The sequence below is a fragment of the Micromonospora citrea genome (assembly GCF_900090315.1).
GTDB classification, from domain to species: Bacteria; Actinomycetota; Actinomycetes; order Mycobacteriales; family Micromonosporaceae; genus Micromonospora; species Micromonospora citrea.
The window spans coordinates 2,194,484-2,214,650 of record NZ_FMHZ01000002.1 but is presented as its reverse complement, the minus strand read 5'-3'; the positions used below and the strand labels follow the sequence as shown (position 1 = coordinate 2,214,650).

The 20,167-nt window shown below is 74.1% G+C and carries 17 protein-coding genes, 3 tRNA genes and 1 pseudogene; 14 read left to right on the top strand and 7 right to left on the bottom strand.

What is annotated here, in order from left to right:
• Window positions 1–178 precede the first annotated feature (178 nt).
• The 4 genes and pseudogenes from GA0070606_RS10075 (at window position 179) to GA0070606_RS10060 (ending at window position 2,957) form a co-directional block, all read left to right on the top strand.
• Window positions 179–895 carry an energy-coupling factor ABC transporter permease gene (locus GA0070606_RS10075; RefSeq protein WP_091097085.1) on the top strand — a complete coding sequence of 239 codons (717 nt, stop codon included), beginning with the start codon at window positions 179–181 and terminating at the stop codon, window positions 893–895.
• Window positions 892–1,251, top strand: a pseudogene (locus tag GA0070606_RS33240) (PDGLE domain-containing protein); the annotation flags it as partial. The gene GA0070606_RS10075 and the pseudogene GA0070606_RS33240, both read left to right, overlap by 4 nt.
• A 177-nt stretch (window positions 1,252–1,428) precedes the next feature.
• The gene (gene cbiQ, locus GA0070606_RS10065) at window positions 1,429–2,199 is read left to right on the top strand and encodes a cobalt ECF transporter T component CbiQ (RefSeq protein WP_091097081.1); all 771 of its coding nucleotides are present in this window, start codon (window positions 1,429–1,431) and stop codon (window positions 2,197–2,199) included.
• Window positions 2,196–2,957 carry an energy-coupling factor ABC transporter ATP-binding protein gene (locus GA0070606_RS10060; RefSeq protein ID WP_091097079.1) on the top strand — a complete coding sequence of 254 codons (762 nt, stop codon included), beginning with the start codon at window positions 2,196–2,198 and terminating at the stop codon, window positions 2,955–2,957. Before cbiQ ends, GA0070606_RS10060 begins: the two co-directional genes overlap by 4 nt.
• 165 nt (window positions 2,958–3,122) lie before the next feature.
• Here GA0070606_RS10060 and GA0070606_RS10055 read toward each other — a convergent pair whose 3' ends face one another.
• Genes GA0070606_RS10055 through GA0070606_RS10040 form a run of 4 tightly spaced genes read right to left on the bottom strand, consistent with a single transcriptional unit; the run spans window position 3,123 to window position 6,078 of the window.
• Window positions 3,123–4,214, bottom strand: coding sequence for a hypothetical protein (locus GA0070606_RS10055; RefSeq protein WP_425413038.1), 1,092 nt, complete (start codon window positions 4,212–4,214; stop codon window positions 3,123–3,125).
• Entirely contained in the window at window positions 4,211–4,927 is a 717-nt protein-coding gene (locus GA0070606_RS10050) for a DsbA family protein (RefSeq protein ID WP_091097077.1), read from the bottom strand. The genes GA0070606_RS10055 and GA0070606_RS10050 overlap by 4 nt, the downstream gene beginning before the upstream one ends.
• On the bottom strand, window positions 4,920–5,444 hold the full coding sequence (locus GA0070606_RS10045; RefSeq protein ID WP_091097075.1) for a MauE/DoxX family redox-associated membrane protein: 525 nt from the start codon (window positions 5,442–5,444) through the stop codon (window positions 4,920–4,922). The genes GA0070606_RS10050 and GA0070606_RS10045 overlap by 8 nt, the downstream gene beginning before the upstream one ends.
• Before the next feature lie 43 nt (window positions 5,445–5,487).
• A complete protein-coding gene (locus GA0070606_RS10040) occupies window positions 5,488–6,078 on the bottom strand; it encodes a sigma-70 family RNA polymerase sigma factor (RefSeq protein WP_091097073.1) in 591 nt (196 codons plus the stop codon).
• Window positions 6,079–6,185: 107 nt separating this feature from the next.
• Between GA0070606_RS10040 and GA0070606_RS10035 the strand changes: the two genes are divergently transcribed.
• The 4 genes from GA0070606_RS10035 to GA0070606_RS33995 all read left to right on the top strand — a co-directional run bounded on the left by GA0070606_RS10035 (window position 6,186) and on the right by GA0070606_RS33995 (window position 10,622).
• Complete coding sequence (locus GA0070606_RS10035; protein ID WP_091097071.1) at window positions 6,186–6,830, top strand: zf-HC2 domain-containing protein; 645 nt, start codon at window positions 6,186–6,188, stop codon at window positions 6,828–6,830.
• A gap of 216 nt (window positions 6,831–7,046) precedes the next feature.
• A complete protein-coding gene (locus tag GA0070606_RS10030) occupies window positions 7,047–8,711 on the top strand; it encodes a copper resistance CopC/CopD family protein (protein WP_091097069.1) in 1,665 nt (554 codons plus the stop codon).
• 18 nt (window positions 8,712–8,729) lie between these two features.
• Entirely contained in the window at window positions 8,730–9,464 is a 735-nt protein-coding gene (locus GA0070606_RS10025) for a YcnI family copper-binding membrane protein (protein WP_091097066.1), read from the top strand.
• A gap of 138 nt (window positions 9,465–9,602) precedes the next feature.
• Window positions 9,603–10,622, top strand: coding sequence for a hypothetical protein (locus GA0070606_RS33995; protein WP_091097064.1), 1,020 nt, complete (start codon window positions 9,603–9,605; stop codon window positions 10,620–10,622).
• A 310-nt stretch (window positions 10,623–10,932) separates the two neighbouring features.
• Here GA0070606_RS33995 and GA0070606_RS10015 read toward each other — a convergent pair whose 3' ends face one another.
• Window positions 10,933–12,201 carry a glycosyltransferase 87 family protein gene (locus GA0070606_RS10015; protein ID WP_091097063.1) on the bottom strand — a complete coding sequence of 423 codons (1,269 nt, stop codon included), beginning with the start codon at window positions 12,199–12,201 and terminating at the stop codon, window positions 10,933–10,935.
• Window positions 12,202–12,276: 75 nt separating this feature from the next.
• On the opposite strand from GA0070606_RS10015, the gene orn reads away from it, so the two are divergent.
• Entirely contained in the window at window positions 12,277–12,867 is a 591-nt protein-coding gene (gene orn, locus GA0070606_RS10010) for an oligoribonuclease (protein WP_091097061.1), read from the top strand.
• Window positions 12,868–12,979: 112 nt separating this feature from the next.
• Window positions 12,980–13,052: transfer RNA gene (locus tag GA0070606_RS10005), tRNA-His, on the top strand.
• A 50-nt stretch (window positions 13,053–13,102) separates the two neighbouring features.
• On the opposite strand, the gene GA0070606_RS10000 is transcribed toward GA0070606_RS10005, so the two are convergent.
• Window positions 13,103–14,395 (bottom strand): L,D-transpeptidase, encoded by a 1,293-nt coding sequence (locus GA0070606_RS10000; RefSeq protein ID WP_091107528.1) that lies wholly within the window; start codon window positions 14,393–14,395, stop codon window positions 13,103–13,105.
• Window positions 14,396–14,672: 277 nt separating this feature from the next.
• Window positions 14,673–15,929 carry a L,D-transpeptidase gene (locus GA0070606_RS09995; protein ID WP_091097059.1) on the bottom strand — a complete coding sequence of 419 codons (1,257 nt, stop codon included), beginning with the start codon at window positions 15,927–15,929 and terminating at the stop codon, window positions 14,673–14,675.
• A gap of 187 nt (window positions 15,930–16,116) precedes the next feature.
• Between GA0070606_RS09995 and GA0070606_RS09990 the strand changes: the two genes are divergently transcribed.
• The 4 genes from GA0070606_RS09990 (at window position 16,117) to GA0070606_RS09975 (ending at window position 19,812) form a co-directional block, all read left to right on the top strand.
• Window positions 16,117–16,192 (top strand) — tRNA-Lys (locus GA0070606_RS09990).
• A 399-nt stretch (window positions 16,193–16,591) separates the two neighbouring features.
• On the top strand, window positions 16,592–18,595 hold the full coding sequence (locus GA0070606_RS32890; protein ID WP_245724634.1) for a serine/threonine-protein kinase: 2,004 nt from the start codon (window positions 16,592–16,594) through the stop codon (window positions 18,593–18,595).
• 182 nt (window positions 18,596–18,777) lie between these two features.
• Window positions 18,778–18,853: transfer RNA gene (locus tag GA0070606_RS09980), tRNA-Lys, on the top strand.
• A gap of 308 nt (window positions 18,854–19,161) precedes the next feature.
• Complete coding sequence (locus GA0070606_RS09975) at window positions 19,162–19,812, top strand: NPCBM/NEW2 domain-containing protein (protein ID WP_091097055.1); 651 nt, start codon at window positions 19,162–19,164, stop codon at window positions 19,810–19,812.
• The last annotated feature ends 355 nt before the right edge of the window (window positions 19,813–20,167 follow it).

Here is a 20,167-nt window from a genome sequence, read left to right as displayed (position 1 = left end):
CGGGCCGCCCGCACCGCCGGCCGGGTGCCCCCGTCCCCGGGCCGCCCGCACCGCCGGCCCGCGCCGCACCCCCTCGGTGATCGAGGCCATGCGCTGTTGCCAGACATTGGCAACAAAGATGTACGGGAAATAGGCTGACCTCGTGGGCGCGGACGGACCCGCCGACGTGGGAGGTCGCGTGGAAACCCTGGCGATGCACATCTCGAACGGGATCATCGACGGTCCCGTCGCCGCGCTCTTCGCCGCCGTCGCGTTGGCCGCGATGACGTTCTGCGTCCTGCGGGGCCGCCGCGACCTGGACGACCGGCTCGCGCCGATGGCGGGACTGGTCGCCGCCTTCATCTTCGCCGTGCAGATGCTCAACTTCCCGATCTTCACGGCCGGCGTCAGCGGCCACCTGCTCGGGGGCGCGCTCGCCGCCATGCTGGTCGGCCCGTGGGTCGGCGCGCTCTGCCTGGCGGTGGTGCTCGTCGTGCAGGCGCTGGTCTTCGGCGACGGCGGCGTGGCGATGCTGGGCCTCAACATCACCAACATGGCGGTGCTCGGGACGGCCGCGGCGTACCTGCTGATCGCGCTGCTGCTGCGCGTCCTGCCCCGCACCCCGGCCGGCCTCGGTGTGACGGCCTTCGTCTCCGCCCTGCTCAGCGTGGTGGTCGCGGCCATGGGCTTCGTGTTCCAGTACTGGCTCGGCGGCACCACCGACCTCGGCGGCAACCTCGGGGGCCTGGCCGGCACCATGGCCGGCGTACACCTGCTGATCGGCGTCGGCGAGGGCCTCATCACCGCGACCACCGTGGTCACCGTCGCCAAGGTGCGGCCCGACCTCGTCTACGCGCTGCGCGGGCTGCGCCCGGCGTCCGCGCCCACCGTCCCGGCCGTCGGAGGTGTCCGGTGAGGAAGCGTTCCTGGGGGTTCCTCGTCGGCGGGCTGCTGGTGGCGCTGCTGCTCGCCGGGGTGGTCAGCAACTTCGCCTCGTCGCACCCCGACGGGCTGGACTCGTCGCTGCGCGAGGGCTGCACGTTCGACGCCGACGACGACATCGTCGGCGGCAGCTGCCCCGCCCAGCGCGAGAAGGAGCACGAGATCGGCGGCCCGCTGGCCGACTACGGCATCGCGGGGGTCGACAACGACTTCCTCTCCACCGGCCTGTCCGGCGTCCTCGGCGTGCTGCTCACCTTCGCCGTCGCGGGCGGGGCGTTCTGGCTGGTCCGCCGCCGCGGCCCGCACGACGGCGACGCGGTGGACCCCAGCCACGGCCCGCGGGACGGCGCTCCGGTCGACGCGACCCAAGGCCCGTGGGACGACGGTCCGGTCGACGCGAGCCGCCGCGTGCGGGACGGCGACGCCGCCGATCCGGCCCCGGCCGACGCGGGTCGCGGGCAGCGGGACGGGCTACCGGCCGACGCGACGGATCGCGGGTAGCGGGGGATGGGCGCCGGGCACGCGCACGTGCTTTACCAGGAGGGCGCCTCGCCGGTGCACCGGCTCCCGCCGGAGGTCAAGATCGTGTCGATGGTGGTCTTCACCCTCGCCGTGGTGGCCACCCCGCGCGAGGCGTTCTGGGCCTTCGGCGGGTACGCCATGCTGGTCGCGGTGGTCGCCGGGCTGGCCCGGGTCGGTCCCGGCTGGCTGCTCAGCCGGTCGCTGATCGAGCTGCCGTTCGTGCTCTTCGCCGTCGCCCTGCCGTTCCTCGGCGCCGGCGAGCGGGTCGACGTGCTTGGCGTGAGCCTGTCCTCCGACGGCCTCCTCGGCGCGTGGAACATCGTCGCGAAGGGGACGCTCGGCGTACTGGCGTCGCTCCTGCTGGCCGCGACCACGACGACTCGCGACCTGATCGTCGGCCTGGACCGGCTGCGCTGCCCGCAGATCCTCACCCAGATCGCCACGTTCATGCTGCGCTACCTGGACGTGCTGGTCGGCGAGGCCCGGCGGATGCGGGTCGCCCGGGTCTCCCGGGGCGACGACCCGCGCTTCCTGTGGCAGCTGCGCGGTTTCGCCGCCGGCGTCGGCGCGCTCTTCCTGCGCGCGTTCGAACGCGGCGAGCGGGTCTACCTGGCGATGCTGTCGCGCGGCTACGCCGGCCGGATGCCGGCCGTGTGGCAGGGCGCGGGCGCGGCGACGGCCGGGCAGTGGCTGGTCGCGGCCACCGTGCCGGCTCTGGCGGCCACCATCGCCGCCGCCGCCGTCGTGCTGACATGATCGCAGGCGTGCAGACCGCTGCCTCCCTGGACGTCCGCGGCGTCCGGTACGCCTATCCCGACGGGCACGTCGCCCTGCACGGGGTCAACCTGACCGTGCCGCGCGGCGACCGGGTGGCGCTGCTCGGCCCGAACGGCGCCGGCAAGACCACGCTGGTGCTGCACCTCAACGGCATCCTCACCCCGACCGAGGGGAGCGTGACCGTCGGCGGCCTGACCGTCAGCCAGGACCGGGCCACGCTCGCCGAGGTGCGCCGTCGGGTGGGCATCGTCTTCCAGGACCCGGACGACCAGCTCTTCCTGCCCACGGTCGCCGAGGACGTGGCGTTCGGGCCGGCCAACCTGGGGCTGCGCGGCGCGGAACTGGCCGCCCGGGTGGACGAGGCGCTCGCCGCGGTCGGGATGGGCGAGCACCGGGACCGGGCCCCGCACCACCTCTCCTTCGGCCAGCGCCGGCGGGTGGCGGTGGCCACCGTGCTCGCCATGCACCCGGAGATCCTGGTCCTCGACGAGCCGTCGTCGAACCTCGACCCGGCGGCCCGCCGCGAGCTGGCCGAGATCCTGCGCGGGCTGCCCGTGACGCTGCTGATGGTCACCCACGACCTGCCGTACGCGCTGGAGCTCTGCGACCGGTCGGTGATCCTGGACGCCGGCCGGATCGTCGCCGACGCCCCCACCGCCGACCTGCTGGCGGACGCCGACCTCCTGTCCCGGCACCGCCTCGAACTGCCCTACGGCTTCACCCCCACCCCCCGCTGACCCTCCCCGCCACCCCTCACCCCCACCCCTCACCCCACCCCCACCCCCGCCGCGCCGTCCCGCGCGCATTCGGCGATCTTGCGCTTACTGCCCCGACAAAAGCCGCACATCCCTCATCTCGAGGGCCGAAAGTGCAAGATCGCCGAGGGCGGGGCGGGGAGGGGGTCAGGGGTGGGGGAGGGGTTCGGGGGTGGGGGTGGGGTGGCGGGAGGTGGCGTGGAGGCGGAGGGCGCCGGCGGCGGTGGCGCCGGCCCCGGCGACGAGGACGACGGCGATCAGGATCCGGGCCGTCGTCGCCGACCAGGGCACGGGGGCGACGGCGCGGGCGAAGACGGCGGCGTTGGCCGCCCCGGCGAAGAGCGCCAGGCAGGCCCCGGCCAGCGCCACCGCGAAGTCGGCGGCCGGCCGGCGGGCCATCGCGAAGACCCCGGCGGCGATCGCGCCGAGCCCGGTCAGCAGCGCCCACACCTGCCCGCCGAGCAGGCCGGCCAGCAGCCCGCCGACGCCCCGCGCGCCCGCGTCGAGCTCCCGGCCCACGGTGAACGCCACCGCCGCCAGCCCGCCGAGCACCAGCAGCCCGCCGATCCCGGCCAGCGCCCGCCGGCCCGGCCCGGACCCGGCCGGCAGCAGCCCCAGCGCGCCCACCGCGAGCAGCCCGAGCGTGGCGGCCACCCACCAGGCGTACGCGTCCGGCGGCGGCACCCAGTCGAGCGTGCCGCGGATCTCCATCGGGTCTGCGTCGGCGCGCAGCGGCACCACCCAGTCCCGCACCCGGTGCTCCCGGTCGGGGGCGGCCCGCACCTGCGGCGGCGGCGCCGACTCCCGCCAGAGCACCCGCTGGTCGTGCCAGCGCACGGTGGACGAGTCGTCGACCCGTCGCCACTGCGGCGCGGCGGCCGGATCCGCCTCGGCCGGCAGCCTCGTGTCCCCGGCGATGGTCCGGTTCAGGTACGTCGCGGGGGAGCGGACGTTCTCGTACACCCCGTCGGGGCCGACCCGCAGGTACGGCTCGCCGGAGTAGCCGAGCACCTCGACGGCGCGGTCGCCGGTGTTGGTCAGCTCCAGCCGGGCGCCCGCCTCGACCGCCCGTACGCTCAACCCGGGCCGGGCGGGGGTGACCGCCGTCACCTCGGTCCGGTAGTCGGTGCCGTCGGGGGCGTCCGCACCGTGCGCGGCGGCCGGCCCGGCGGGCGCGAGCGTCGCGGCCAGCGCGGCGGTGAGCACCAGGCCGGCGCGGGCCAGCAGGTCGCGGATCACCGGCCGGCCGCCTCCACCGCCGCCTTGATCCCCTCCGGGCTGCGGTCGGCCACCTCCTCGCCGTCGACCAGGATGGTCGGGGTGCCGGTGATGCCGGCCTTGCTGGCCTCCTCGGTCACGTGCTCGGTCCACGGCTTGAAGGTGCCCTCCCGCAGGCAGGAGGCGAAGCCGTCCCGGTCGAGGCCGGCGCCCGCCGCGATGTCGACCAGCTCGTCGTCGCTGAGCCCCGCGCCGCCCTCCGGCGGCTGCCGGTCGAAGAGCGCCTTGGCGTACTCGCGGTAACGGCCGGCCTCGGCCGCGCAGCCGGAGGCCGCCGAGGAACGGGTCGAGTACTGGGTGGTGGAGAAGCGGTTGAGGTAGGCCACCGGGTGGTAGACGACCCGCACCTTGCCCTCGCTGATGAGCTGGTCGATGGTCGGGCCGCTGGTCTGCTCGAACTGCTTGCAGGCCGGGCAGAGGAAGTCCTCGTAGATGTCGACGGTGACCGGCCCCGACCCCGCGACGACGCCGGTGCCGGCCTCGTTCGCGCCCGTGGGCGGGGTGAAGTCGTCGGAGCGCTGGCTGGAGTAGACGCTCCAGCCGATGAGGCCCGCGACCACCAGGACGGCGACCGCCGCGGCGGAGACCCACAGCGTCCGCTTGCGCCGCTGCTCCCGGGCGAGCTGCTCGCGGACCACCCGCGCGGCGGCCTTCTGCCCCTTGCGACTACTCATCCTCGTCCTCCACGGGTGCGTCCCCCGCCAGCCAGCCGTCCACGGAGACGGGGGTGCGGGGCCAGATCAGCAGGAATCCGGCCAGCGCCAGGAAACCCAGGTCCCGGAGGATCTCCGGGAGGTAGCTCGGTGCCTGCCCCTCCGCGAGCTGCCCGCCGCTGCCGAAGCAGCCGCAGTCGATCGCCAGGCCCCGGCTCCAGGCCGAGGCGATGCCCGCGACGAAGACCACCAGCAGCGCCGCGGAGACCCCGGCGGACAACCGGGTGGCCAGCCCGAGGAGCAGCAGCACGCCCAGCGCCAGTTCCACGAAGGGCAGCGCCGCGCCGATCACCGTGGCGACGTCGTACGGCATCACCTGGTACGCGTTGACGGCGCGACCGGAGGCCGCCAGGTCGCCGACCTTGCTGCCGCCGGCGATCAGCCACACGGCGGCCAGGCCCAACCGGGCGGCGACGCCGAGCCAGGGGCGGACGACGGGCCAGCGGAGGGCCCGGACGCGGGGTGCGGTCACGCTCATTGGTCGTCGCGTCCGCCGCGGAAGTTCCCGGCCACGTGCCCGCTCATCCGGCGAGGGCGTCGCCGACCGCCTCGACGAGGTCGTTGCGGGCGCGGGCCACCCGGGACCGGATGGTGCCCACCGGCACCCCCTCCACGGCGGCGGCCTCCGCGTACGACAGGCCGAGCAGTTGGGTGAGCACGAACGCCCCGCGCCGTTCGGCGGGAAGCCGGCGGACCAGGTCGGCGGCCCCGAGCTGACCGGCGGGGTCGGGGTGCGACCGGTCGCGCCAGGAGTCGGCGGCGAGCCGCTCGGCGAGCCGGCGGCGGCGTACGACGGTGCGCAGGTGGTCGGCGCAGGCCCGCCGGGCGATGCCGAGCAGCCAGGTCCGGGCGCTGGAACGCCCCTCGAAGGCCGGCAGCGCCCGGAACGCCCGCAGGTAGGTCTCCTGTGTGAGGTCGTCGGCGCTGTCCGGGTCGACCAGCGCGGCGGCGAAGCGCCACACCTCGGCCTGGGTGAGCCGGACGAAGGCGGCCTGGGCGACGGGGTCCCCGTCGCGGGCGGCCAGCGCCCACCCGGTCGCCGACTCGCGCGCGTCGGGGCCCGCGGCGGCGGTCGGACCGGCTGCGGGGGTCTCGCGCGGGGCGGGGATCACGACAATCCAGGTTACGCGGAGCGACGGGGCAGGGCAGGGTCCTTCGGCCCTTCCATGGCCTGCGCCACGCCGGGAACTTTTCCGGACCGCCGGACGACTACCCCCTCATGACATGCGACGACGTACGTACGGCGCTGTCGGCGCGGCTGGACGGCGAGGACCCGCAGGCGTCGCCGGAGGCGCTGGACGCGCACACCGGTGGCTGCCCCGGCTGCCGGTCCTGGCTGGCCCGGGCCGAGCAGGTGACCCGGCTGGCCCGGGTACGCGCGGTCGCGGTGCCCGACCTGACGGCCTCGGTGCTGGCGGCGGTCGCCGCCGACGGGGTGGCGGGCCGGGACGCGGCGGCGGCTGCCCGGCGGGGGCGCCGCCAGGTGCTGCGGGTGGCCGTCGCCGTCGCCGCCGTCGCGCAGTTGGCGATCGCGCTGCCGGTGCTGCTGGCCGGGCTCGGCGTGACCGTCGACCCGCACACCAGCCGCGAGATGGCCTCCTTCGACGTGGCCCTGGCGGTCGGCTTCGCGCTGGCCGCGTGGCGTCCGGAGCGGGCCCGCGCGTTCGTGCCGGTGGCGCTGGTGCTGGCGGTCTGCCTGGCCGGCACCAGCGCGGTCGACATCGCCAACTCGACCACCGCCCTGGTGCACGAGGTCGGCCACCTCGCCGCCGTGGTGCAGGCGGGGCTGCTGTGGGCGCTGGGACGCCTCAGCGGCGAGCCGCAGCGCCCGGTGCCGACCACACTGCGGGCGCGGCATGGCTGACCACGCGCCGACCGGGCCGTCGCGCCATCCCCCGGTCGCGCTGCCGCGCCGCCTTCCGGTCGGGCTGTCGCGCCGCCTTCCGGTCGGGCTGTCGCGCCGCCTTCCGGTCGGGCTGTCGCGCCGCCTCCCGGTCGAGCCCGGCCTCGTGTCGGGCGGGCGGCCTTCGGCCGCGTTCGGCAGGGCCGGAGTCGCGCCCGAGGGGGCGGGTCCGAGAGCATGACCGGCATGAGTGTCGCCAACCGCCGCTGGTTCACCCGGCTGACCGTCGCCGCCGGCCTGCTGGTCGCCGTCGTCGCCCTGCTGATCGCTCCCGCCGGTCCCGCCCGCGCCCACGCGGTGCTGGTGAGCAGCAGCCCGGTCGCCTCGGCCGTGGTGCCGAGCGGGCCGGCCGAGGTGGTGCTGACCTTCAGCGAGTCCGTCCGCAAGGTGCCGGGCAAGATCCGGGTCATCGCCCCGGACGGCTCCCGCGCCGACCGGGGCGAACCGAGCTTCTCCGGCGGCGTGGTCACGATCCAGGTGGACCCGGCCGGCGGGCGGGGCACCTACCTGGTCAGCTACCGGGTGATCTCCGCCGACAGCCACCCGGTCTCCGGCGCGTTCACCTACTCCGTCGGCGCGCCCTCGACGCCCCCGGTGGACAGCGGGGACGACAGCCGGGCCGACCCGGTGGTCGGCAACGCGGTCAAGGTCGCCAAGTACGTCGGCTACGTCGGCCTGCTGCTGCTCGTCGGCCCGGCGATGGTCCTCGCCGTGCTGTGGCCCCGGCGCCTGCCCCGGCGGGGCCCGGCGCGGCTGGCCTGGGCGGGGCTCGGCCTGGTGGCGCTCGCCACCGTCGCGAACGTCCTGCTCCAGGTGCCCTACACGGCAGGCGGGGGCGTGTTCGACGTCACCGGCGAGGGGCTGAGCGCGGTGCTGGGCAGCACGTTCGGCGCGGCGCACCTGGTGCGGCTGGGCCTGCTGGCGGCGGCGGCGTTCCTGCTCCGGCCGGTGCTGGCGGGGCCGGTCGGCCGCGCCGACCTGGTGATCCTGGGCATCCTCGGCACGGCGGCGCTGCTGACCTGGCCGCTGGCCGGGCACCCGGCGGCCTCGCCCGCCCCGGCCGTCTCCGTCGTCGTCGACGCGGTCCACCTGGGCAGCATGGCGGTCTGGCTGGGTGGGCTGGTGATGCTGGCCGGCTTCCTGCTGCGCCGGGCCGACGAGCGGGAACTGGACGCGATCCTGCCGATCTGGTCGCGCTGGGCGGCGCTGGCCGTCTCGGCGCTGCTGCTCGCCGGCACCGTCCAGGCCCTGATCGAGGTCGCCACGCCGGCGGCCCTGGTCGACACCACGTACGGCCGCCTGCTGCTCGGCAAGATCGGGCTGTTCGTGCTCGTCATCGCGGTGGCCGCGTATTCCCGGCAGTTGGTGCGCCGCCGCACGGCGGCCGGCCGGCCGACCTCGATGCGGCGGGCGGTCTGGGCGGAGCTGGCGATCACGGCCGTGGTGCTCGGCCTCACCGCCACCCTGGTGCAGACCACCCCGGCGCGCACCGCCGGCTCCGACGTGGCCGGCGGGTCACCCGGCTACTTCTCGACGACCCTGACCAGCCCGATCTACTCGCTCCAGGTGGAGCTGGACCCGGCCGAGCGGGGCAACAACACCGTGCACTTCTACGCGTACACGAAGGACAACCGGCCGCAGCCCGTGGTGGAGTGGCGCGCCACGGCCGCCCTGCCGTCGGCCGGGATCGAACCGATCGAGGTCCCGCTGCTGCCGCTGACCGACAACCACGCCACCGGCGAGATCAACCTGCCGGCGGCGGGGGAGTGGCAGCTGCGCGTCACCGTCCGCACGTCCGACATCGACCAGGCCACGGTGACCGCCACCGTGCCGATCAGGTAAGAGGAAGGCTCCACGCAGATGATCCGTCACCGGCGTACCGCAACCGCCGCTGCCGCCCTGGCGCTCGGCGCCGTCGCCACGGCCGTACTCGGCTTCGCGGCGCCCGCCTCGGCCCACGTCACGGTCGACCCGCAGGAGGCGACGCAGGGCGGCTACGGCCGGTTCGCGTTCCGCGTGCCGAACGAGAGCGACACGGCCGCCACGACCAAGGTGGAGGTGGTGCTGCCGGAGAACGCGCCGGTCGGCTCCGTGTCGACCATGCCGGTGCCGGGCTGGACGGTGGTGGTGGAGAAGCGCAAGGTCGACCCGCCGGTCGAGGTGCACGGCAGCCAGCTCACGGAGGTCGTCGCGAAGCTGACCTGGACGGCGACCGGGGACGCGGGGGTCAAGCCCGGCCAGTTCCAGGAGTTCCCGGTCTCGATGGGGCCGCTGCCGACGGTCGACACGATGGTCTTCAAGACGTTGCAGACCTACTCCGACGGCAACGTGCAGCGCTGGATCGAGGCGCCGACCCCCGGCGGCGAGGAGCCGGAGAGCCCGGCGCCGGTGCTCACCCTCACCGCCGCCTCGCCGTCGGCCGCCCCGACCGGCGGCGCCGCCACGGCCCGGGCCGACGACGATGACGACGACGCCGAGGGCGACGGCCTGGCCACCGGTCTCGGCGTCGCCGGCCTGGTCGCCGGTGCGGGCGGCCTGCTGCTCGGCGGGCTCGCGTTCGCGCGGACCCGGCGGGAGCCCACGCCGAAGGCGTGACCCCGCGTCGCCCACCGGCCCGTCGGCGCAGCCGGCGGGCCGGCTGCTTTCCGGACCCGTGCCGTGGATATCCGCTGATCAGCCGTCCCGCGTCGGTAAGGTCGGCCGAGTATCCGGCTACGGAGGGGGACGAGGCGAATGCGGATCGTGCGGGTGTTCGGCGGGGTGCTGCTGCTGACCATCGGGATTCCGGCGCTGCTCGCCGGCGCGGTGCTGGGCATGCTCACCCGGCACGCCGACTCCGCAGGGGCCTTCAGCGCCCGGTTCGAGACCGTGCACACCCCCGGGCACGCGGTGGTCGTCCGGGACCTCGACGGGCTGCTGCGCGCGGAGGCGCCGTTCACCAGGGCCGGGCAGTCCCGGCTCCGGCTGGAGGCCCGCACCGCCGACGGTCCCGCCTTCGTCGGGCTGGCCCCCGCCGACGAGGTGCGGCGCTGGCTCGACCCGGTGCCGCACGCCGAGGTCCACCGGGTGGCCCTGGCCCGGGGTCCGCTGCCGGTCCGGCTGGGACCCGCCGCGCCGTCCGCCGGGATCGCGCCGGCCGTCGCGCCGATCACCCAGCCCTTCTGGGTACGCGAGGGGATCGGCGCGCTGGAGTGGTCCCCGGAGGACCTGGCCGACCGGCGGCTGAGCCTGGTCGTGATGCGTCCCGACGGGCGGGCCGACCTGACCCTGGAGCTGCGGGCGGAGCTGCGCGCCGGGTGGACCGCACCGGCGACCGCCGCCCTGCTGGCCGGCGGGGTGCTGACGGTGGCGCTCGCCGTGCTGCTCCTGCTGCGTCCGGTGCGCCCGCGCGAGGTGGTCTTCGTGGTCGAACCGGACCAGGTGCCGGTGCTGGCCGGGCGGCTCGGTGTGACCTCGCTCAGCGGGCTGGGCGCCCAGCCGACCCGCGACAGCGACCGGTCGCGGACCGTCGGGCGCCAGCTCGCCTCGGTCGGCGCCGGCAATGGCGGATCCCTGCCGGCGATCGGGCCGGTGCCCGCGCGCCGGCCCGAGACGCTGGCCGACCTCGCCGGCGACGGTCCCGCGTTCCGGCCGCCCGGGGTGAGCCTCAGCCTGGCGTGGCCGCCGGTCACCACCGCGGAGACGGCCCCACCGGTCCCGACCGAGGGTCGGCTCCGCCCCGCCGCCCCGGAGTCCCCGGACGCACCGCGCTGACCGCGGCCGGAGCCCTTCGAACGCCTCGCGCGGGCGGCGGTGCCGGAGCCCTCGAACGTCGCGCGCCGACCGCGTTCGGTGGTCGGCGTAGGGCAGGCGTGCCAGGCCAGGCGCCACACCTGCGTCGCCGGCTTCCGCCGCCCGGCCGGCACCGGGCTACCGCTGACGGCGCGTCGGGTCGCCGGGCGGGGGAGGACCGACGGCGAACGGCCCTCCGCGCTGCCGACGCGGAGGGCCGCCCTTCACCGGGGGATCGGTGCTACCCGAGATGCATCTGAGGTAGTTGCGACCAGATTAACGGTTAAGGGGCCTACTCAGGAAGACTGTCCATTTGGCGCGACTTTCCCGGCTCGCGCCGAATCGGCAGCGTCGCCAGCAGCAGCAGGCTCAGCAGCACGTACGTGTTGCGCGTCAGAAACTCGACCGGCGAGTCGGTGCGCGCCGGGGCGACCCCCCAGTCGTAGAAGGTCACCACGCCGTACACGATCAGGGCGGTCGTGCCGATCGCGAGCGCCGCCAGCGCGTTGCGGCGGCGGACGCCGCCGCCGGTGGCGGGGTCGGCGCCCAGCGCCGCGTCGGCCAGCACCACCACGGCGGGGATGAACCAGTAGATGTGGTGGGTCCAGGTGATGGGACTGACCAGCGCGCCGACCAGCCCGGTGAGGGCGAGCCCGGTGAGCGGGTCGCCGGCCCGGGCGGCCCGCGTCGCCCGCCACAGCCCGTACCCGGCGACGACCGCCACCAGCGCCAGCCAGAGCAGCTGGCCCGGCTTCTCCGGCGCGGTGATGCGGCTGAGCAGCCCGAACAGCGACTGGTTGCCGGTGTAGTCCGTGCGGCCGACCCGGTCGGTGGCCCACAGCTCGTGGGTCCAGAACCGCCACGAGTCGCGCGGCGCGACCGCCGCGGCGAGCAGGGTGGCGGCGGCGGCCGTCGCGCTCGCCACCGCCGCCGCCCGCCACCGCCGGGTGGCGAGCAGGTAGACGATGAAGATGCCCGGGAAGAGCTTGAGCGCCGTCGCCAGCCCGACGCCCACCCCGGCCCAGCGGCTCGCCCGGGGTACGGCGAAGAGCAGGTCGCCCAGGATCAGCACGACCAGCAGCATGTTGATCTGACCGAAGGTGATCGTCTCGCGGGTGCTCTCCACCGCCAGCACCAGCAGGACGGCGAGCGTGAGCGTGAACACACGGGGCAGGCCGTGCCGGGCGGTCACCGGCGCCAGCAGCCAGCGGGTGGTCACCACCACCGCGAGTACGGTCAGGGCCGTGAAGATCGCCACGGTGGCGCCCAGCGGCAGCAGCGCGAACGGGCGCAGCAGCAGCGCGCTGAACGGCGGGTAGGTGAAGTAGAGCTCGCCCTGGACCCGGTCGGGCTGCACGTAGTCGTAGAGCGGGTTGCCGGCCGCCCACCAGTCCATCGCCCGCATGTAGATCTTCAGGTCGAAGAAGTCGTGCACCAGGCCGGGCAGGTAGAGCGCCGGCAGCACGGCGGCCAACGCCAGGACGGCGGCGAGCCGGCGGACCGTACGGCCGCCGACGTCGTCGTCGGTGACGGCGGGCGGTGCGACGGGTTCGGCTGGCACGGGAAAACCCTAACGGTCGGGCCGGGCCACGGTGCGCGGGCGCGCGGCCGTCGGGGCTGCGCGTAGGCTGGGCCGGTGGCTGATCTTCTCGTCTGGATCGACTGTGAGATGACCGGGTTGGACCTCGGCAGGGACAAGCTGATCGAGGTCGCCGCGCTCGTCACCGATCCCGATCTCAACGTGCTCGGCGAGGGCGTCGACGTGGTGATCCACGCCGACGAGGCGGCGCTGGAGGCGATGCCGGAGATCGTCCGGACGATGCACGGCAAGTCGGGGCTGACCGACGAGGTGCGGCGCTCGACGGTGACCCTGGCCCAGGCCGAGGAGATGGTCCTCGACTACGTCACCGGTCACGTCAAGGATCCGCGCACCGCGCCGCTGTGCGGCAACTCGATCGCCACCGACCGGGGCTTCATCAGCCGGGACATGCCGCGCCTCGACGCGCACCTGCACTACCGGATGATCGACGTCTCCTCGATCAAGGAACTGTGCCGCCGCTGGTACCCGCGGGTGTACTTCGGGCAGCCGCAGAAGGGGCTCGCGCACCGGGCGCTGGCCGACATCCGGGAGAGCATCCGGGAGTTGGAGTACTACCGGCGGACGGTCTTCGTGCCGCTGCCCGGGCCCGACGTGGAGACCGCCAAGGCGATCGCCGCGCAGTTGTAGCGCCGCCCGGGACAACCCGCTGGACGCGGCGGGTCGGGGTGGGGCTATTATTGGTCCGCACCCCGCCCGGGGCGATCGACCGGGCGCGGATCCATCGGGTGTGAACGGCATGGTGGCTGTAGCTCAGTTGGCAGAGCACCGGGTTGTGGTCCCGGTTGTCGTGGGTTCAATTCCCATCAGTCACCCGGTTGACGAAGGCCCCCTCCGCGAGGAGGGGGCCTTCGGCGTTCCGGGCTCAGGCGGTGGGGGTGGCCCCGGGCTCGGCGCTCACGTCCGGGTCCGCCTCGGTCGCCGGCTCGTACGGCAGGGCGCTGCCCTTGACGTACTCCTCCCAGCTCATGTTCCAGTCGGTCCAGCCGTTGCCGTTCTGGAGCTTGCGCTCGGTGCCCTTGACGGTGATCGGGTCACCGATCCGGGTGTTGGCGAACAGCCAGGCCCCGTTGGCCATCGAGACGTTCACGCAGCCGTGCGAGACGTTCACCCGGCCCTGCTGCCCCTCCGACCAGGGTGCCGCGTGGATGAACTCGCCGCCCCAGGTGAGCCGCTGCGCGTAGTCGATCTTGGTGCGGTAGCCCTCCTCCGGACCCAGCTCCTCGAAGGTGTCGAAGACCGTCTTGCGGAGCTTCTCGATCACGACCATCGTGCCGCTGGAGGACGGGGTGCTCTTCTTGCCGAGGCTGACCGGGATGGTCTTGATCACGGAGCCGTTCTTCGTGACGGTCATCCGCTTGGTGCTGTTGTCCACCGTCATGATCAGCGCGGCGCCGACCTTGATGTCGACGCTGAGGTCGGCTCGGCCGTACCAGCCGTCGCCCAGCGGCAGGCCGCCCGCCTGGACGCGGTAGGAGACCTTGCTGTCGGCCTGCCAGAACTCCTTCGGGCGGTAGCGGATCTCCGTCGGGCTGACCCAGTGCCAGATGCCCTCCTGGGCCGGCGTGGAGGTGACGGTCATCCGGCTCTGGACGTCGTCGCGGTAGTCCTTCGGGATGGCCCGGCTGAACTTGACGATCAGGGGCATGCCGACGCCGACCACCTGGTCGTCGCCGAGGAAGCTGCTGATCCGCACCTGCTTGCCGGGCTTCGCCATGGTGGTGAAGGTGCTGGTCGCCGTGGCGGGCCGGCCGTCGTCGCCGGTCGCGGTGACGGTGGCGGTGTACGTCTCGCCGTACTCCAGCGCGCCGGTGGGCAGCCAGCTCTTCCCGTCGGCCGTCAGCTTGCCCTCGACGGCCTCGCCGGCCGAGTCCTTCAGCTCGACGGTGGTCTCCTGGGCGTCCTTCGTGGTGAAGGTGACGCCGGTCGAGGCGGGCACGTCCTTCGCGTCGGCCTTGGGCTCGACGATGGTCGCCGCGGCCTTGGGCGCGGCGGACTGGCCGCCGTCCTGCCAGCCGGAGGGCTCGTCCCCGCCCCCGTCGGTGCAGGCGGCGGTCAGGGCGAGTGTCACGGCGAGCACCGCCGCCGCGAACCCGCGGCGTCGCCCACCCCGCCGGTCGCCCCCGGGCCGGATCAGCTGGTCCTGGACAGCTCGCATGATTCCCTCACAGTCGTGGTCCCGGTTGCCCATCGTCCCTCACTGACGCACCGGGACAGGTACCCGTTCCTCAAGGTGAACCGAAACACGCCCGGCAACCTGTCCGAATGTTGATAAAATCGCAGCTTTTCGCGAGGGAGCCTCGGCTTCACCCGGGCCGCACCCCGCCCCGTCCCGCGACGTCACCCCGGCCCACGCCGCTGCGTGCCGGCGCCGGAAACGCGGCGACCGGCCCGCGAGGCGCGGGCCGGTCGCCGAAACGTCGGGCGGGCGTACGTCAGAACGCCGGCCCCGAGCCGCCCTCCGGCACCGACAGGGCGCTGCCCTTGACGAACTCCGACCAGCTCAGGCTCCACGCCGTCCAGCCGTTGCCGGCGGCCAGTTGGCGCTCGGTGCCCTTGATGGTGATCGGGTCGCCGACCTTCGTCTTCTCGAACAGCCACCGGGCGTTCGCCGTGGAGACGTTGACGCAGCCGTGCGAGACGTTCTGTCGGCCCTGCACGTGCTCGGACCAGGGCGCGGCGTGGATGTACTCCCCGCCCCAGGTGATCCGCTGGGCGAAGTCGATCTCCGTGACGTAGCGGTTGGCCGGATCCGGGTCGTCCCGGGTGTCGAAGACGGTGGACTCCTTCTTCTCCATCACCACCATCGTGCCGCTGGAGGAGGGCGTCTTCTTCTTGCCGAGGCTCACCGGCAGGGTGCGGACCACCTGGCCGTCCTCGTACACGGTCATCTTCTTGGTGGCGTTGTCGACCTTCATCTCGAAGGCGCGGCCGATCTTCGCCGTGGCCGTACGGTCGACGTTGCCGTACCGGCCGTTGCTCAGCGGGATGCCCGCCAGCGCGATCCGGACGGTGAGCGTGGTGCCGGGCTTCCAGTACTCCGGCGCGCGGTAGTAGGCCTGGGTGCCGTTGTCCACCCAGTGCCAGGCGCCCGGCTGCGGCGGGTCGGTCTGCACGAACATGCGCTTCTGCACCGCCGCGCGGTCCTTCTTCGGGATGCCCGGGTGGAACTCGGTGACCACCGGCATCGCCACGCCGTAGGTCTTGTCGTCGAAGAGGTACAGGCCCGAGCTGATCATCGACTTGGGCTTCGCCATCGTCGTGAACGTGCTGGTGCCCTGGCTGGTCCCGCCGTCGGCGGCGGTGGCGGTGACGGTGGCCGTGTAGGTGGCGCCGTACTTCAGCGGCTTCGACGGCACCCAGGAGGAGCCGTCGGCGCGCAGGCGCCCCTCGACCTGCTTGCCGTCCGCCGTCGTCAGCGTGACGCTCGACACCTTGCCGCCGTCGGGCAGCTTCGCGCCGATCTCGGAGCTGACCGGCCTGTTCTTCGCCCCGTCGGCCGGGCTCAGCGTCAGCGGTGGACCGCTCGGCGCGGCCGGGGTGACGGGCTCGGCCGCCGCGCTCGCCGTGGCGGGGGTGGTGCCGCCGACGAACTCCGCCTTCTTCTTCTCCTCGCCGCAGGCTGTCAGCGCCAGCGACACCACCAGGCCGAGGGCGCCCACCATCGCCCCGGCCCGCGTGAACCTGCCCATCCCCACCTCTGTTCTCGCGTACCTGGCGCACATCGTGCCGCATGGAAGCCGCCGGTCAGGCCCCTGTCGCCGTACACCTGGGGGTTTTGCCCGCCGATGCCCGTTAAGCTCGACCGAAGGGGGGAGCCGGGGATCGGATTGGAACCCGGCTCAGGAGGCGTGCTAATGTTCTTCCCGTTGTCAGCGAGCGCCGCTAGCTCAACTGGCAGAGCAGCGGACTCTTAATCCGCGGGTTCGGGGTTCGAGTCCCTGGCGGCGCACCAGCAATCAAGGCCCTGACCTGATAGTTCTCTACGGTCGGGGCCTTTTCGCGTCACCTGGTCCGGGTCACCCACACCTAGCGCACGCGGGTGATCGCCGCCTCCGCTACGCGCCGACGGGCGGACGTGGCCGACGGCGGCAGGTGGCGGGGAACGGTGCCGGGGCGGCGACGGGCGATCCGGAAAGATCTTCTGCCGTCCACGTCGACCGGGTGGAGGTCTGCGCCGGGGTGATGCTGCCATCCCCGTCGAGATCGGCCTCGCCGCTGTCCAGGCCCACCACCAGTACCCATGCACGCGTAGGTGCGCCTGGCGAAGACGGGCACCGTGACGGTCACCACGGCGGCGATCCGTTGTGGAAGGATGTGCTGCGGTGCCGCGGTGCCGGGTGACAAACACGGGGTGACAGTGACGGGTGAGGTCGGGCGGCTCGGCGACTACCGGCTGCTCCGGCTGCTCGGGTCGGGCGGAATGGGCAACGTCTACTTCGGCGTGTCCTCCACCGGTGACCGCGCGGCCGTCAAGGTGATTCGGCAGGAGCTGGTCAGCGACGACAACCTGCGGCGCCGCTTCGCCACCGAGATCGAGAACCTGAGGCTCGTCTACGGGTCCCGGGTGGCCCGACTGGAGGACGCCGACCCGCTGGGCGACCCTGCCTGGCTCGCCGTCGAGTACGTTCCCGGCGCCACCGTCAACCAGTACGTCGGGGCGCGCGGACCGCTGCCCGTCCGGCTGGCCGCGATGGCCGGGGCGATGCTCGCCGACGGGCTCGGCCGGGTCCACCAGGCCGGCGTGCTGCACCGGGACCTCAAGCCGCAGAACGTGATCCTCGGCCCCGACGGGCCGGTGCTGATCGACTTCGGTCTCGCCGTGCTGACCGAACAGGGCAGCCGGCACACCCAGACGGGGCTGCTCATCGGCACTCCGGCCTACATGTCCCCCGAACAGGTGCGGGGCGAGCGGCTGCTCACCCCGGCGGTCGACATCTACGCGCTCGGCGCCACCCTCGTCTACGCCACCACCGGGCACGAGCTCTATCCGGGCACGACCGGTGTGCACTCGTTGTTGCTGCGCATCACCGACCCTGAGGTGGCACCCGACCTGACCGGAGTGCCGGCGGAACTGACGCCGGTCCTCACGGACATGCTGGCGCACGACCCGGCGGCCCGACCGTCGCTGTCCGCGGTCCGTACCCGGCTGCTCGCGGTCGCCAGTGCGGACGGAACGGACGTCACGGAACTACGCCATCGGATCGCCGAGCTGACCTACACCGCCGCCACGGAACTCCTGGTGCCACGCGTCGGCGGGCGGCCCTCGCCCGCCACGACGGGATCGCCGCCGCAGTTCCCGCCGTCGCCTGCCGACAGCGGCGAGACCGAGACGACGGGCGGGCCGTCGCCGACACGACCTGTGCTCCCGCCGGCACCGACCCGGGCCGACGGCGCGTCGGCACCCCCCGGGCAGACCCGGACGGACGTCCCGGCCACCGTCGCGTCGACGCGGGTCGATGGTGGTGCGCCGATTCCCGCACGGACTCGGGTCGACGGCGGCGCGGCGGCCCTCGCCCCGACCAGGACGGACGAGGCCGCCCCCGGGGCCGGGCCCGCTGCGCGAGGCCCGTCCCTGGGCCCGGCGCCCCTCGCCGGTTCGCCCACCCTGCCCGCCGGGCCGCGACCGCTTCGTGCCGCGGCACCCGTACCGTCGAATCCGGCCGATTCGTTCGTGGCCGACCCGGAGGGCGACGACGGGGCGATCGAGACCCTCGAACCGGTACGGGCCCCGTCGACGATCAGGGTCGCGAACGCGCTCGCCTACCTGGGGGTCGTCCTGCTGGCCCTGTTCGCCGCGTTCGCGTCGCTGCTGCTGTTCCGGTCAGGGGTGATCCTCTCGGCGGTCTTTCTCCTGGCGATGCTCAGCTTCGGCTGGCCGCTGAGCCGGTTCGGGCGGTGGACGCTCGTCCTGGCTGCCGAGGACGGGCTCTGGCTGCGGGCCCGCCGCCGGTCCGCCATGACGTTGCTGTGGGCGTCGCTGTGGACGGTGAGCGTGCTGGCGGTCGACGGGCGGCCGGACCGCAGCCGGCTGGTCCTGGGGCTGCCCGCCGACCTGCCGCCCGAGACCCGTCGCTCCCTGGACGTCAACGGGTCCCTACGCGCGGCGACGTGGGGCAGACACACGCTCACCGTCGGTGACATCCGGATGGGCGTCGGCGAGGTCGCCGACGCCATCCGCCGCGTTGCCCCGGACGCGCCGGTGTGGGAGGCGCCGGCCGGCACACCGGCGCCGCCAGGATTCGAGCACTACCCCTTCCGCATGCCCTGGAGCCTCTGGCTGCTGGCCGGGGTCGCCGTCTCCTACGTGGCGGCCCACGTCCTGATGATGCTTCTGGTGTACGTGTTGCAGAAGTAGCGCTGGAAACGGGGGATCCCCCGCCTCCGGGACGTCGCGGCGGGGCATCCGCATCCGGGCGCGCCCTGTCGTGGCGGGCCCTCGGCCTGCTGCTGGGGGCGGACCGCAGCGGAGTTCGGGTCAGCGACACCTCACGGTGGCCGTCGGGTGGTGGCCTGCTATCGTTTCTCCGTTGTCGGCGAGCGCCGCTAGCTCAACTGGCAGAGCAGCGGACTCTTAATCCGCGGGTTCGGGGTTCGAGTCCCTGGCGGCGCACCAGCAATAAAGGCTCTGGCCTGGTGGTTTCCACCCGGCCGGAGCCTTTTCGTGTACGTGGCGATGGCTGGGTGCTCGCCGGGCGCGTCCTCGGTGGAACTGGCCCGGCGGGAGCGGATCGCGCTTCACCTGCCGACCCTGTGGCGCCGCGAGGATCCGTGGGCGAGGCTCGGGTGACCTGAGGCGGCGGTCGCCGTGGGCGGGGCGGGAGTGACCGCGAGGCGACGGTCGCTGTGGGCGGGGAAGGGCGCGCCGCGCCCCGCGACCGTCCGCGATGTCGTGCGGCGGGCTGCCACAATCGGGCCGTGTCTATGCAGAGACGGCGTCGGACGTCCCATCCCGCGATCGTCGGTGCGGTCATCGCCGCGGTCGCCACCGTGGCCGCGGCGGCCATCCCGGTCGCGCTGGAACTCACCCGCGACAAGGGTGGCGGGACTCCGGTGGCACAGGTCACCGCCTCCACCGTGCCGGCCCGGCCCACCGGGGCGGCCACGGGGTCCGTCCCTGGCGCGGCGACGGGGTCAGGGGACGTGCCCGCGTCGCCGCCGGCCGAGGCCGCCGTGCGGTCGCTGACCGAGATGCCCGAGGTGAGCGACTTCGAGGGCTGGGAGCAGGAGCCGCGCGTCGTCGCCGGCGTGCGCCGCGACACGGTGCTCACCACGTCCCCCTGCTGGTTGAACGACAAGTTCACGGTGACCTTCGTGGTCAGCCGCCAGTTCAAGGTCCTCGAGGCGACCGTCGGGCTGGCCGACGACTCGCCCAAGGCGCTGCCCCTCCGGTTCACCGTGCTGGCCGACCGCAAGGCGGTCTTCACCACGACGGTCGGCCTCGGCAAGACCCGCCCCGTCAAGGTGGACATCGGCGACGCGACCCAGGTGTCGCTCCAGGTCGGCACCACAAGCCTCGACCAGTGCCACGGCGACAGCATCGGCGTCTGGATCGCCCCCCGGGTCCGTCGGTGAGCAGCATTTGGTCGCTGTCGATGGAGTGCGGGGCTTCTCGATTTTGCTGGTGGCGAAATTCCCACGTACGGGAAAAGCGTCGATTCGCGTGACGTGAATTGCGGCGGATCCCGGCCCTGACGCGGCCCCGGGTGCCCCGCCGAGGTCCCGGCTGGGCGTCGGTGCGACGGCCCGGCATCGCAGGGCCGCCACCGGATCCGTTGCCCAGACGCCCGCGCCGGCGCCGTGCACCGTCCGTAGTGGAGTGACGGGGGCGGTGCGCGATCACCCCTGTTTGGGAGCGGCATTCCGCTCGGGAAGCCGATAGGGTCGACAAGGGATCATCTCCGCTGCGTCGCCCGGTCGACGGGTGAAT

Bases quoted from the DNA above. Each gene is read 5' to 3' on its own strand.
- cbiQ (WP_091097081.1), top strand. From the start codon at position 1,429: ATGGGCGCCGGGCACGCGCACGTGCTTTACCAGGAGGGCGCCTCGCCG.
- GA0070606_RS10060 (WP_091097079.1), top strand. From the start codon at position 2,196: ATGATCGCAGGCGTGCAGACCGCTGCCTCCCTGGACGTCCGCGGCGTC.
- GA0070606_RS10050 (WP_091097077.1), bottom strand. From the start codon at position 4,927: ATGAGTAGTCGCAAGGGGCAGAAGGCCGCCGCGCGGGTGGTCCGCGAG.
- GA0070606_RS10045 (WP_091097075.1), bottom strand. From the start codon at position 5,444: ATGAGCGTGACCGCACCCCGCGTCCGGGCCCTCCGCTGGCCCGTCGTC.
- GA0070606_RS10035 (WP_091097071.1), top strand. From the start codon at position 6,186: ATGACATGCGACGACGTACGTACGGCGCTGTCGGCGCGGCTGGACGGC.
- GA0070606_RS10030 (WP_091097069.1), top strand. From the start codon at position 7,047: ATGACCGGCATGAGTGTCGCCAACCGCCGCTGGTTCACCCGGCTGACC.
- GA0070606_RS10025 (WP_091097066.1), top strand. From the start codon at position 8,730: ATGATCCGTCACCGGCGTACCGCAACCGCCGCTGCCGCCCTGGCGCTC.
- GA0070606_RS33995 (WP_091097064.1), top strand. From the start codon at position 9,603: ATGCGGATCGTGCGGGTGTTCGGCGGGGTGCTGCTGCTGACCATCGGG.
- GA0070606_RS10000 (WP_091107528.1), bottom strand. From the start codon at position 14,395: ATGCGAGCTGTCCAGGACCAGCTGATCCGGCCCGGGGGCGACCGGCGG.
- GA0070606_RS09995 (WP_091097059.1), bottom strand. From the start codon at position 15,929: ATGGGCAGGTTCACGCGGGCCGGGGCGATGGTGGGCGCCCTCGGCCTG.
- GA0070606_RS09975 (WP_091097055.1), top strand. From the start codon at position 19,162: ATGCAGAGACGGCGTCGGACGTCCCATCCCGCGATCGTCGGTGCGGTC.